Here is an 11891-nt window from a genome sequence, read left to right as displayed (position 1 = left end):
GCAAAAAGGAGAGAGCGAGGTCTGTCCGCGCTTTTCGCGGACAGACCTCGCTCTCTCGCTTGTGGAGCTAAGGAGAATTGAACTCCTGACCTCCTGCATGCCATGCAGGCGCTCTACCAACTGAGCTATAGCCCCTGGTGAACACCGCTTTCCGGATCTCCCCGCAGCGGCATCGCCAACATTACACGGTCCTTCCCGCCCACCACCAAATCGTTTCCGTTCTGTCCGGTTGGGGAAGTTCGGGCCGGTACTGTCGCCCTTCGTGACCGTTCCCGTACTCGTGCGGTTCGTCCGCAACAGCGGCCGGAGCGCGGCCCCGTACCGCTCGCTGCTGATCGCGGGCGCCGTCTGCCTGGTCTCCTTCGCGGGGTTCTGGATCGCGCAGCGGGCCGCCGGGGTCTCGATGGTCGATCTGCGGGTGTACCGGGCCGAGGGCCTTACGGTGCTGGAGGGCCGGGATCTGTACGCGATGCGCGCCACCGCGGCCCGGCTCCCGACGACCTACCCGCCGTTCGCCGCGCTGCTGTTCACCCCGCTCACCCTGCCGTCCGTGCCGGTGCTGCGGACGCTCGCGACCGCCGGGAATCTGCTGCTCCTCGTCGTCTTCGTACGCCTTTCCCTGCGGCTCGTCCTCCAGGGAAAACCGCCGCCTCCTAAGGAGGAACGGCAAAAAGAAGAGGTGCCCCAAAAGGCGGCCGTGCCATGGGCGGCGACGCTCTGGGTGGCCGCGTTCGCGGTCTGGTGCGAACCGGTGTGGACGACCCTGCGCTACGGGCAGATCAATCTCCTGCTGGCGGTGGCGGTGCTGTGGGACCTCTGTCCCAGAGGCCCGGGGGCGGGACGTCGCCGGGCTGCCGGTGCGGCCATCGGCCTCGCCGCCGCCGTCAAGCTCACCCCCGCGCTCTTCGCCGTCCTGCTGCTGCTCACCGGAGTGGTACGGGCCCGCCGGGCGGGCTGGAACCCATGGCTGCGCCAGGCCGCGACGGCGGGCGCGGTCTTCGCCGGAACGACTCTTCTGGCCGCCGTCCTGCTCCCCGGGGACTCGCGCCGCTACTGGACCGGAGTCCTCTTCGAGGCGGCCCGCGCGGGCCGGGCGGAGGACACCGCCAACCAGTCGCTGCGCGGGGTCCTGGCCCGGCTCCTGCACACCGCCGATCCGGGGCTCTGGTGGCCCCTGGCCGCCGTCGTGGTCGCCGGGGCGGGGCTCACGGCGGCGGTCCTGGCGGCGCTGCGCGGGGAGCGCGCCGGAGCGGTGGTGGCCTGTGCGGCGACGGCGCTGCTGATCAGCCCGGTCTCCTGGTCGCACCACTGGGTGTGGTGCGTACCGGTGGTGCTGTTCCTCGCGGCGCGCGGGGGGACGACGCACGGGGCGACGGGGCGGGCGGCGGCGGTCTGGCTGGTCTTCTGTTCCTACGCCCTGTGGTGGGTACCCCATGGCTCCGGCGCCCCCGAACTGGCCCAGGGCGTCACCGAGATGACGCTGTCCGCCCTCTATCCGCTGACGGCCCTGGCACTGATCGGCTGGCTGCTCGGGAAGACGGTCGGGGCGCGGGGGTACGGTCAGGCCGTGGCGAACGAGTAGAACCGCTTGAGTGTGCAGTGCTCGTCCAGGAGGCGCCCGTAGATCGGCTCCCCCTCCAGCTCCCGGTAGGTCTCGATGGGGTCGCCTTTTATGATCAGCGCCCGTGCGCACTCCTCGCACCAGTACTGGAACTCCGGATTGAGCGGGTCCATGTCCCGGACGATCGGCGTACCACTGCCGCACCAGTCGCATTTACGCCTGTGGGCACCCATCAGTCAGCTCCAGATGTGGCCGCAGGCCGTACACACGTAGGAAACCCCGCCATTGTCGCCGAGCACTTGAGCCACATGGGACGAACCGCACGAGGGGCAGAGAAGGCCGGCGGGCACCTCCGCCGCGGGAAGCAGGTCATCGGGCTCCTCGATGCTGCTGGCGGACAATATGGCTCTCCCCTCCGGCCCAGTCCCCTCGGTCGTCCGATTCTGCCACGATCGGGCCAGGCGGTCAGCCGGAAAAAGCCGTCCGGTAAGGGCTTATACCGGACGCCGCCGGGTAACGGATTGGCTCACCTTCTTTAAGAGGTCCTTTCGAGGGGCCTTTACTACGCCTTCTTGACAAGCCCGGCGAGCACGCCCAGGACCGCCGCTCCCGCGAGCGCCAGCGCGCACACCCAGAGCGCGTCGGCCGGCGCGGCGGGGCTCGCCTCCAGCCGGTTCAGGAAGAGCGTCCCGAAGGTCGCGACTCCTATGAGCTGGCCGAGCTGTGTGACGGTCGCGAGGAGCCCGCTCGCGTCCGCCGCGTCCTCCGGGCGTACGGTCGCGAGTGCGCCGGTCAGGGCGGGGCTGAAGCCGAGCGCCAGCCCCGCGCCGACCCCCGCGTAGGCGGCGTACATCGCGGGTCCGCCGTCTCCGATGTCGCGCATCACCCAGCCCACGGCAACGGCGGAGACGGCGGTCAGCGCGAATCCGCCGGGAACGAGCGCGCGCCGCAGCCCCGGGTGCCAGTTGCGCCACGTCAGCCCGACAAGACCGAACACCAGGGCCATGGGTACGAAAGTGAGTCCCGCGCGCAGGGCGCTGTAGCCGAGGCCGCCCTGGACATAAAGGGTGAGGGTGAAAAGGAAACCCGCGTTGACGGCCATCACGAGCAGGATCCGTACGGCCGCGAGTCCCATTCCGGGGATACGGAGAACCCTGGGCGCGACCAGCGGGGCGCCCCCGCGCCGGGCGAGCCGGGACTCGAAGGCCAGGAAGCAGCCGAAGAGGACCACGGCGGCGGCGATGGAGGCCCACGACCAGACCGGCCAGTCCTCCTCCTGACCGAGGACCAGCGGAACGGTGAGGAGCGAGACGGCCGCGGCCAGCAGCACCAGACCGGGCAGATCGAGACCGCGGGTGCGCTCGGGCTCGCCACGGCGGTCCTTGGGCAGCACCCGGGCGCCGAGCGCCAGCAGCGCAAGGCCGATCGGTACGTTCACCAGGAAGACCGGCCGCCAGCTCGCGCCGAACAGGTCGGCGCTGACCAGTACACCGCCGACGACCTGCCCCGCCGCCGCGCCGGTGGCGAGGACGGCCGAGTAGGCGCCGAGCGCCCGTACCCGCCGCTCGCCGATGAAGTTGCGCTGGATCAGGCTGAGCACCTGCGGGATCATCAGCGCCGCGCCCGCGCCCTGGACCAGCCGGAACGCGATCAACTGGCCGGTGCCAGCGGCCAGTCCGCAGGCGAGCGAGGCGGCGGTGAAGACCGCGAGACCACCCAGATACATCCGGCGGTGGCCCAGCAGATCGCCGAGCCGGGCGCCGGTGATCAGCAGGACGGCGTAGGCGATGGTGTAGCCGGCGATGACGAGCTGGAGCGCGGCGCCGGACGCGTCGAGTTCGGTACGGATCGTCGGGGCCGCCACATTGACGATGAACACATCGAGCAGCGCCATGAACTGGGCCGCGAGCACCACGGCGAGCAGCAGCCCGGGCCGTCTTCCGGCACCGGCCTCCGGACCGCCGCCCGCGCTCGCGCTCGCGCTCGCGCCGGGGGCGTTGTCAGTGCCGTGGTCTTTACTGGATCCGTGGGTGTGCCGGGAGTTCTCGGGTGAGGTCGTCGTCATGGGACCGAGCCTGAGCGCGGTCGGGTACGGGTAACGAGAGCCCGCCGATGCTGGTACCGGCAGCACCTGGCAGAGGCGGGTTCACGGATCGACGATGGGGGCGTGACGACGATGGCAGTACGGCATGCGACAGACACCACGCCCGCGGCGGGCGGGGCGGGCACGGCGGAGGCGCGGGGCGTCCGGGCCGCGGCGGGGAGGCGCCGCAGGGCGGAGCTGGCGGCGTTTCTGCGCGGGCGCCGGGCCCGGGTGACCCCCGCCGATGTCGGGATGCCGCCGGGGCTCCGCCGCCGTACGCCCGGGCTGCGCCGGGAGGAGGTCGCCCAGCTCTCCGGGGTCGGGGTGACCTGGTACACGTGGCTGGAGCAGGGGCGCCCGATCAACGCCTCGGCACAGGTGCTGGACGCGGTGGCGCGTACGCTCCGGCTCGACCGGGCCGAGCGTGAGCACCTGTACCACCTCGCGGAGGTCCCGCACGAACCGGATCCGCAGGCCGACGCGGAGGGGGTCGGGCCGGAGATAGAGGGCATCCTCGACGCGCTCGATCCGCGCCCGGCGGTGGCGTACAACGCGCGGTACGACATCCTGGCCTGCAACGCCGCCTACCGGGGCCTCTTCGACTTCGCACCGTTCCCGGAGACGGAGTACGGCCTGCCGAACGCGCTGTGGACCCTGTTCACCGTCCCCGAGCACCGCTGTCCGCTGGTCTATCCGGAGGTGGAGCTGCCGGTGATGGTGGCGACGCTGCGCGGTGCGTACGGACGGCATGTGGGCGAGCCCGGCTGGGAGTCGTTCGTACGGCGCCTCTCGGCGGCCAGTGCGCGCTTCGCCGAGCTGTGGGGGAGCGGGGACGTGACCCCGCCGGGGCCCCGGGTGAAGACCTTCCAGCACGAGGAGACCGGGGAGATACGGATGACCACGGTGTCCCTGTCGGTCAACGGAATGCCGGAATGCCGGATCGTCGTCTACACACCGGTGGACGAGGAGAGCGGTCGCCGGGTGGCCGTACTGCGGGCCAGGGAACCCGGTGCGGACGCCTGAGGCCCGGGGCCGGGAGCACGGGCGGCGAAGCTCCGCGAAGCTCGGCGAGATGTGCCCGAGAATGACGAAGGGCGAAGAGACTCGCACTGCCCGCGAGTACACTCCGCCCTCGATCTTGTGGAGCTAAGGAGAATTGAACTCCTGACCTCCTGCATGCCATGCAGGCGCTCTACCAACTGAGCTATAGCCCCTTGCGTTCTCCGCGCTCCGCGCCGTGAACAAGAAGAACCTTAGCCTGCGACCTGCCGGAAAGTGAAATCCGGCGGACCGCCGCCCCGAGCCGCTCAGTCGTCGTCGCCGAGGACCGGTTCCGGCAGGGTTCCCGCGTTGTGCTCCAGCAGCCGCCAGCCGCGCGCGCCCTCGCCCAGGATCGACCAGCAGCAGTTCGAGAGCCCGCCGAGCCCCTCCCAGTGGTGCGCCTCCAGCCCGAGCAGCCGGCCGATCGTGGTGCGGATGGTGCCGCCGTGGCTGACCACGACGAGCGTGCCGTCGTCGGGCAGCTTCTCGGCGTGGTGCAGCACCACGGGCGCGGCACGGTCGGCGACCTCGGTCTCCAGTTCGCCGCCGCCTCGCCGTACCGGCTCGCCGCGCTTCCACGCCGCGTACTGCTCGCCGAAGCGCTCGACGATCTCCTCATGGGTCAGGCCCTGCCAGGCGCCCGCGAAGGTCTCGCGCAGGGCCGAGTCGTACGAGACGTCGAGCCGGGTGAGCGAGGCCAGCTCGGCGGCGGTGGCGGTGGCCCGTCTGAGGTCGGACGCGATGATCGCGTCGGGCTTCAGCGAGGCCAGCAGCCGGGCCGCCCGGCGGGCCTGGGCAGTGCCCGTGGGGCTCAGTTCGATATCGGTGGAACCCTGGAAGCGGCGCTCCAGGTTCCAGGACGTCTGGCCGTGCCGCCACAGGATGACGCGGCGGCCACGGCCGCTCCTGCCGCCGTTCAGCGCAGCTCACCGTCCGTCGTACCGCCGGACCCGGCGGCTCCGGCCGCGCCGGCGACCCCGGCGTGCTCGGCGGCCTTGCCACGGGTCTTGACGGCGTCCTCGGGCAGATCCAGCTCGGGGCAGTCCTTCCACAGCCGCTCCAGGGCGTAGAAGACACGCTCCTCGCTGTGCTGCACATGCACGACGATGTCGACATAGTCGAGAAGGATCCAGCGGGCGTCGCGGTCTCCCTCGCGGCGCACCGGCTTGGCGCCCAGCTCCTTCTGGAGCCGCTCCTCGATCTCGTCGACGATCGACTTGACCTGGCGGTCGTTGGGCGCGGAGGCGAGGACGAAGGCATCGGTGATCGACAGCACATCGCTGACGTCGTACGCGATGATGTCGTGCGCGAGCCGGTCGGCGGCCGCCTGTGCGGCGGCGTTCACAAGCTGGATGGAACGATCAGTAGCGGTCACAAGCAGGCTTTCGTCGACGGTTGGGGCGACATCCAGGATCTCACGCCCCACCGCTCCCCGGCACAGCCATAAACGGGGCCCTCTCCAAGGCCCGCACCGGGGCTCCGGTCCAGGGCCCTGATCCAAGGCCCCACGCCGAGGCTCCAAGGCCCCACGCCGAGGCCGAGCCCCGGGTCCCGTTCCAAGAGCCCGCACCGAGCGCTCCGGCCGGGACCGCCGCGGGGGTCCCGGCCGGAGCGCTCGGGCGCGCTACTCGATGCTCACCTTGTAGTCCTCGCCCAGCACCACCGAGACATCGGCGTTCGGGGCGGGGGTGCCCTTCTTCACCGCGCTCGTCGGAAGGCCCAGCGTCTTGGCGACCTCCACCGCCTGCGGCTTGTTCGCCTCGTCGCCATAGCTGACCTGCGAGGACGTCAGCGCGGAACCGTTACCGGCGTCCACGAAGCCATAGCCGCCGTTGACCAGGGCGATCCGGGCGGACTCCGCCGCGTCCTCGTTCCCGCTCGCGTTCTTCACCCCGACCCGTACGGCGGTGCCCTTCTCCGGCGCGCTGACCGAGCCGCCGAGGATGTCCTTGACCACACCGTTCGCGGCCTCGTCGCTGAGCGTGCCGTCCGCCTGCACGGGCAGGACCGTCGTCGTGTAGTCACCGACCTTGGCGTGCTCGGCGAGCTTCGCGAGCGAGGCTCCGAGATCCTTCTCGGGCAGTGACGGGTCGAGGATCTGCGCCAGCGTCTCGACGGTGATCGTCGCGGCCTGCGGATCGTCCGACATCTTCCGCAGCACGCCCTGGAGCACCTGCCCGAACCGCTGGAGCTGCTTCGTCTCCGGCTCGCCAGGACCGCGGTAGGTGGCGTACGCGACGGCCGTCCGCCCGTTGAGTGTCTGGTCCGCGCCCTTCTTCACCACCGGCGGGTCGCCCTGCTTCGCGCCGGGCACCTCGGTGTCGGTGGTCAGATCGATGGTGCCGACCAGCTCGACGAGATTGTCCAGATACGGGGTGTCCAGCCGCCAGGTGCCGGTGATCTTGGTGCCGAGCAGGGTCCCGATGGCCTCGCGGGTGCCGTCCGAGCCGTCCTCGTCCACGGACTTGCCGAGCGTGGTGGAGGTGCCGTCGTCATTGGCGACCGCGAGGGAGTTGGGCAGCAGTACGGTCGTGCCCCGGCCGGTCGTGGAGTTGTTGACCAGCAGGGCCGTGGAGGTGCCCTTCTGCTTGGTGTTGTGGAGATGCACCACGATCACATCGCGCTTCTGCGGTCCGGTGGCGGTGGCCTTCTTCTCCTCCGCCGCGGACAGCCCGGGCAGCTTGCCCGCGTACCAGAGGTAGCCGACACCTCCGACGAGCGCCAGCGCGAGGACGACGATCAGCGCCACCACCCGGTTACGGCCCCGGCGCCGGGCCTCCTCGCGCCGCTCGGAGCGGCTCTCGGTGAACTTGAGCCAGTCGATGACGTCCTGCGAGTTCTCGTCCGGCTCCTCGATGAAGGAGAACTGCTCGGTCCGGTAGTCGCGGTCCTGCCCGCCCTCGCCGTCCTGGGCCCCGTCGTGGTCCTGCGCGCCTGAGCGGCGTTGCCCGGGTACGGACGGCTGTCCGGCGGCCGGTCCGGCGGCGTCCGGCTCCTCCACCGTCCCGCCCGCGGAAGGCTGTTGGTGCCCGGTCTGCGGAGCCTGCTGCTGGTGCGGGATGCTCCACTGCTGCGTGGTGTCGACCGCCACGGGGGGCTGCCGGCCCGTCTCGTACGCCTGCTGCTGCCCCGTGTCGTAGCCGTACCCGTACCCGTCGTACCCCTGCTGCTGTTGGGGCTGCTGTTGCTGCTGGGGTTGATGCTGCTGCGCATAGGGGTCGTACTGCCCCTGGGGCTGCGGCTGTTGAGGGTGCTGGGACTGCTGCGGCTGCTGCTGGGCGTACGGGTCGTATCCGTACCCCTGCTGCTGTTGGGGCTGTTGCGGCTGCTGGTACACCGGCTGCCCGTACTCGTCGTACCCGACGAGCTGGGGCTGCGTGTAATACGGGTCGTACGGATCGTACGGCTGCTGCTGGTCGTTCACCGGTGCCCCTCTCCGTGGCTCAGTCGCTCATGCGCCGCGGTACAACTGCCGTTTGTCGATGTAGCGCACCACACCGTCGGGCACCAAGTACCAGACAGGATCGCCCTTCGCGACCCTCTCCCGGCAGTCGGTCGACGAGATCGCCAGCGCCGGGATCTCCACCAGGGACACCCCGCCCTTCGGCAGTCCGTCGGCCGACAGATCGTGCCCCGGCCGCGTGACACCGATGAAGTGGGCGAGCGAGAACAGCTCTTCGTGATTCCGCCAGCTCAGGATCTGGGAGAGCGCGTCGGCCCCGGTGATGAAGAAGAGATCCGCGTCACCGTGCAGGGACCGCAGGTCCCGCAGCGTGTCGATCGTATAGGTCGGGCCGCCGCGGTCGATGTCGCTGCGGCTGACCGAGAACTGCGGATTGGACGCCGTGGCGATGACCGTCATCAGATAGCGGTCCTCGGCCGGGGACACCGCGCGCTGGGTCTTCTGCCACGGCTGCCCGGTCGGCACGAACACCACCTCGTCGAGATGGAACAGCGCCGCCACCTCACTGGCCGCCACCAGGTGCCCGTGGTGGATCGGGTCGAAGGTCCCGCCCATCACACCCAGTCGGCGCCTGGCCCGGCCCTCGGGCCGGCCCAGGCCGGAGCCGGCTCCGGGTCCGGTCGCGTGGCCGGTACCGGTGCCGGCGGACGCTCGCTGCTCTCCCATGCGTGCAGAGCCTACTTGCACCGGGTTACGGGCCGGGGTCAGCGGTCGCGGTTGAACCGGGTGGTGATCCACAGCAGCAGAAGCAGCCCGAACAGCGCCCCGCCGCCGATGAGGTACGGGCTGAGGCTTTCGTGGTTACCGCCCTGTTCGGCGCCCTCGGCGAGCATGACCAGGTTGGCGGCGGTGCCGTTGAGGCTCATCTTCAGCAGGCCCTATCCATCGTGTCGTAGCGGAGACTTCGCGCACATCGTATGCGGGGCCCGCGGGCACGCTCACGCCGACTCAGTCCTTGTGGTTCCCGGCGACCCGGTCCTCGTGGTTCTCAGGGCCCTTTCCGGGCTCCTCAGGGCCTTCCGCGGATCCGTTGTCGCGGTATCCGCGCAGCAGGAACCATGCGAGGAAGACGGCTCCCACCATCGAGACGGCGAGCACGATCCGCAGCGTATCGCCGGGTCCCTGCCCGTCGGTGGCCGCGGCGAGACGGGTGGCGGCGAGCAGTGTGGCGGTGTCCGGCATGGCGGTTGCGCTCCTCGGTGGTCGGTGGCACGCCCCGGTCGTTCCGGCCGGCGCCCGTGGGCGCTCCCCGGGAATCGCGGCCGCGGCCCCCCTCCACACGGTAGACCCACCCCATAGGCTGGATCGGGTCAGGGGGACGAGCCTTGGACTCGTAGGAAGCAGGAAGCGGGGACATCCATGACCGAAGCCGAAGACAACCGCGAGCGGGACGAACTCCACCGGGACGCACTCCACAAGAACGTGCCGAGCAGGCAGCGCAAGCGCTTCCCCGGTATCTCCTCGCGGGCCTACGAACACCCCGCGGACCGCTCGGCGCTGGTGGCGCTGCGCAAGCTCAGCGGGTTCGACACCGTGTTCAAGGCGATGAGCGCGCTGCTGCCGGAGCGGAGCCTGCGGCTCCTCTTCCTCTCCGACTCGGTGCGGGTGAGCGACGCGCAGTTCGCGCATCTGCACGCCATGCTGCGGGACGCCTGTTACATCCTGGACCTGGAGAAGGTCCCGGCCATGTATGTGGCACAGGACCCCAAGCCCAACGCGATGTGCATCGGCCTGGACGAGCCGATCATCGTGGTCACCACCGGGCTGGTGGAGCTGCTCGACGAGGAGGAGATGCGGGCGGTCGTCGGACATGAGGTGGGGCATGCCCTCTCCGGTCACTCCGTCTACCGCACGATCCTGCTGTTCCTGACCAATCTGGCCCTCAAGGTCGCCTGGATCCCGCTGGGCAATGTCGCGATCATGGCGATCGTCACGGCGCTGCGGGAGTGGTTCCGCAAGTCCGAGCTGTCGGCGGACCGGGCCGGGCTGCTGGTCGGGCAGGACGTACGGGCCTCGATGCGCGGGCTAATGAAGATCGCCGGGGGCAACCATCTGCACGAGATGAACGTGGACGCGTTCCTGGCGCAGGCCGAGGAGTACGAGGCGGCCGGCGATCTGCGCGACTCGGTGCTCAAGATCCTGAACGTACTGCCGCGTACGCACCCCTTCACCACCGTGCGGGCCGCCGAGCTGAAGAAGTGGGCGGAGAGCCGCGACTACCAGCGGATCATGGACGGTCACTATCCGCGCCGCGAGGAGGACAAGGACACCTCGGTCACGGACTCCTTCCGCGACTCGGCCGCGCACTACGCGGACACGGTGCGCGGGAGCAAGGACCCGCTGATGAAGCTGGTGGGCGACATCGCGGGCGGCGCGGGGGATCTCGGCGGAAAGCTGCGGGACGTCTTCACGGGCGGTGGCGGTGGCGGCGGCGGCAACGAGTCCGGCGGCGACGAGAAGAAGTAGCGGGCGCGGCCCGGTGCCGGTTTCGTCCTCAAGCGCCGGACGGGCTTCTTCTCACGTCACGGGTTCGGCTGGGCCGTGCCGGCCAGGGTGCCGCACAGTGCCGTATCGGCCGGGCCCGTGGCGTACGGGTCCGTGCCCGCCGGATCGTCCGGCTTGGCCCGCTCCCCCGCGAGCAGCGGCCGCAGCGTCGCCGGAGCCTCCGCCGAGCAGGCCTGCGGGCCCGCGAGCACATCGCTGCTCAGCACCTCCGTACGGTGCTTCAGCAGGTCCTCCACATCGAACCGGAACCGCATCTCGCGCCGTACGGTGAACAGCGACGCGTCCCGCACCGGCCGGGCGGCGGAGGCAGCCGGTCTCAGCGCGTACACGAAGACATGCTCCGAGACCACCTCCAGCGTCCCGGCCGAGGTCTGCTCGTACCGCAGCGTCCCGTGTGCGCGCACCTCGCTGCCCGCCGGTACGGCCTTCGCCGGGTCGAACCGTACGAGCCAGCCCGCCGGGGAGTGCCTGCCGTCGTTGGCGGGCGCGGAGAAGCTGCGGTCGAACTGGGGAAGCTGGTCGGGGTCGAGCAGCACCCGCACCGGCCGTACCGTATGGCCCGCGAGGACGTCCGGGTCCATCGAGGACGCCACGAGATAGTCCTTGACGGTGGTCAGTGCGGCCATCACCTGGCCCTCGGAGAAGTCCCCGGTGTCCCGGGCCGCGGGCAGCGCGACCCCGGCCGCCCCCTCCCGGAACTGCGCCGCCGGACTGTGCGCGAAGAGATCGTCGGGCGCCCCGCCCGGTACCCGGTCGCGCGGGGCCAGCGGCACCACCGCCATCCGCGCCTGCGGCACGGTGCCCGCCGTGATGGGCCGGTACGGATTGCGCAGACCGAGATAGATCGCGGAGCCGAAGGCCAGGACGATCACCAGCAGGAGGAGGAGCAGCCGCTTGGGGCCGTTCCGGAATCCGGAACGTCTGAACCGCCTTCTCGGCGGGGGCGGCGGAACCCGCCGTACGGCATGGCTGTGGTCCCTCATCCGCTCCTTGGCGGAGGCCTCACGGAGCCGGGCAGCTCGGATGAACGACTCGTCGAAATCGACGGACCCGTACTCGTCGTCACCTCCGCCGGGGAGCCCCTCAGGTTCCCCTTCGGGTGGGTCTCCACGCCCTGCCATACCTTCAGGGTAGGTCGGCGCGGGCGATCGTAAACGCTCGGCCGCGAGTCAAGTGCCGGTACGGGCGCGTTCCGCCGTTCGGGTGAAAACCCGGAAATCCAAAGGAATTTCAGCCGG

Annotated in this window: 12 protein-coding genes and 2 tRNA genes; 3 read left to right on the top strand and 11 right to left on the bottom strand. The window is 70.6% G+C overall.

The window, feature by feature from the left end:
* Positions 1–62: 62 nt before the first annotated feature.
* A tRNA-Ala gene (locus KQY30_RS24310) sits at positions 63–135 on the bottom strand.
* Between the two features lie 193 nt (positions 136–328).
* On the opposite strand from KQY30_RS24310, the gene KQY30_RS24305 reads away from it, so the two are divergent.
* The gene (locus KQY30_RS24305; RefSeq protein ID WP_254407678.1) at positions 329–1582 is read left to right on the top strand and encodes a glycosyltransferase 87 family protein; all 1254 of its coding nucleotides are present in this window, start codon (positions 329–331) and stop codon (positions 1580–1582) included.
* On the opposite strand, the gene KQY30_RS24300 is transcribed toward KQY30_RS24305, so the two are convergent.
* Positions 1561–1794 carry a hypothetical protein gene (locus tag KQY30_RS24300; protein WP_046498555.1) on the bottom strand — a complete coding sequence of 78 codons (234 nt, stop codon included), beginning with the start codon at positions 1792–1794 and terminating at the stop codon, positions 1561–1563. The two genes, KQY30_RS24305 and KQY30_RS24300, sit on opposite strands and share 22 nt — an antisense overlap.
* Positions 1795–2123: 329 nt before the next feature.
* Positions 2124–3473: an MFS transporter gene (locus KQY30_RS24295; protein WP_302185369.1), complete on the bottom strand. Its 1350-nt coding sequence runs from the start codon at positions 3471–3473 to the stop codon at positions 2124–2126.
* Positions 3474–3728: 255 nt separating this feature from the next.
* On the opposite strand from KQY30_RS24295, the gene KQY30_RS24290 reads away from it, so the two are divergent.
* Entirely contained in the window at positions 3729–4667 is a 939-nt protein-coding gene (locus tag KQY30_RS24290; protein WP_254407306.1) for a helix-turn-helix transcriptional regulator, read from the top strand.
* A 118-nt stretch (positions 4668–4785) separates the two neighbouring features.
* Here the strand turns inward: KQY30_RS24290 and KQY30_RS24285 are convergent.
* The 7 genes from KQY30_RS24285 to KQY30_RS24255 all read right to left on the bottom strand — a co-directional run bounded on the left by KQY30_RS24285 (position 4786) and on the right by KQY30_RS24255 (position 9330).
* Positions 4786–4858, bottom strand: a tRNA-Ala gene (locus tag KQY30_RS24285).
* Between the two features lie 93 nt (positions 4859–4951).
* Positions 4952–5605: a histidine phosphatase family protein gene (locus KQY30_RS24280; protein WP_217311292.1), complete on the bottom strand. Its 654-nt coding sequence runs from the start codon at positions 5603–5605 to the stop codon at positions 4952–4954.
* Positions 5602–6060: a ribosome silencing factor gene (gene rsfS / locus KQY30_RS24275; RefSeq protein WP_046498626.1), complete on the bottom strand. Its 459-nt coding sequence runs from the start codon at positions 6058–6060 to the stop codon at positions 5602–5604. The genes KQY30_RS24280 and rsfS overlap by 4 nt, the downstream gene beginning before the upstream one ends.
* Positions 6061–6309: 249 nt before the next feature.
* Positions 6310–8109 carry an LCP family protein gene (locus KQY30_RS24270; protein ID WP_217308639.1) on the bottom strand — a complete coding sequence of 600 codons (1800 nt, stop codon included), beginning with the start codon at positions 8107–8109 and terminating at the stop codon, positions 6310–6312.
* A 27-nt stretch (positions 8110–8136) separates the two neighbouring features.
* Positions 8137–8703, bottom strand: a complete 567-nt coding sequence (gene nadD / locus KQY30_RS24265; RefSeq protein ID WP_046498628.1) for a nicotinate-nucleotide adenylyltransferase — start codon at positions 8701–8703, stop codon at positions 8137–8139.
* Positions 8704–8852: 149 nt separating this feature from the next.
* Positions 8853–9014, bottom strand: coding sequence for a hypothetical protein (locus tag KQY30_RS24260; protein WP_046498562.1), 162 nt, complete (start codon positions 9012–9014; stop codon positions 8853–8855).
* Between the two features lie 82 nt (positions 9015–9096).
* Complete coding sequence (locus tag KQY30_RS24255; protein ID WP_217311544.1) at positions 9097–9330, bottom strand: hypothetical protein; 234 nt, start codon at positions 9328–9330, stop codon at positions 9097–9099.
* A gap of 177 nt (positions 9331–9507) precedes the next feature.
* Between KQY30_RS24255 and KQY30_RS24250 the strand changes: the two genes are divergently transcribed.
* Positions 9508–10614, top strand: coding sequence for a M48 family metallopeptidase (locus KQY30_RS24250; protein WP_217308637.1), 1107 nt, complete (start codon positions 9508–9510; stop codon positions 10612–10614).
* Positions 10615–10670: 56 nt separating this feature from the next.
* On the opposite strand, the gene KQY30_RS24245 is transcribed toward KQY30_RS24250, so the two are convergent.
* On the bottom strand, positions 10671–11774 hold the full coding sequence (locus tag KQY30_RS24245; RefSeq protein WP_217308636.1) for a hypothetical protein: 1104 nt from the start codon (positions 11772–11774) through the stop codon (positions 10671–10673).
* Between the last annotated feature and the right edge of the window lie 117 nt (positions 11775–11891).

Origin of the sequence: Streptomyces sp. GMY02, assembly GCF_019056675.1 — a bacterium.
In the GTDB taxonomy this organism is placed as follows: Bacteria; Actinomycetota; Actinomycetes; order Streptomycetales; family Streptomycetaceae; genus Streptomyces; species Streptomyces odonnellii.
This window is presented reverse-complemented; position numbering and strand designations above follow the sequence as displayed.

Coding starts and splice junctions, on each gene's coding strand:
- KQY30_RS24300 (WP_046498555.1), bottom strand. CDS start 1,794: ATGGGTGCCCACAGGCGTAAATGCGACTGGTGCGGCAGTGGTACGCCG.
- nadD (WP_046498628.1), bottom strand. CDS start 8,703: ATGGGCGGGACCTTCGACCCGATCCACCACGGGCACCTGGTGGCGGCC.
- KQY30_RS24260 (WP_046498562.1), bottom strand. CDS start 9,014: ATGAGCCTCAACGGCACCGCCGCCAACCTGGTCATGCTCGCCGAGGGC.
- KQY30_RS24255 (WP_217311544.1), bottom strand. CDS start 9,330: ATGCCGGACACCGCCACACTGCTCGCCGCCACCCGTCTCGCCGCGGCC.
- KQY30_RS24250 (WP_217308637.1), top strand. CDS start 9,508: ATGACCGAAGCCGAAGACAACCGCGAGCGGGACGAACTCCACCGGGAC.
- KQY30_RS24245 (WP_217308636.1), bottom strand. CDS start 11,774: ATGGCAGGGCGTGGAGACCCACCCGAAGGGGAACCTGAGGGGCTCCCC.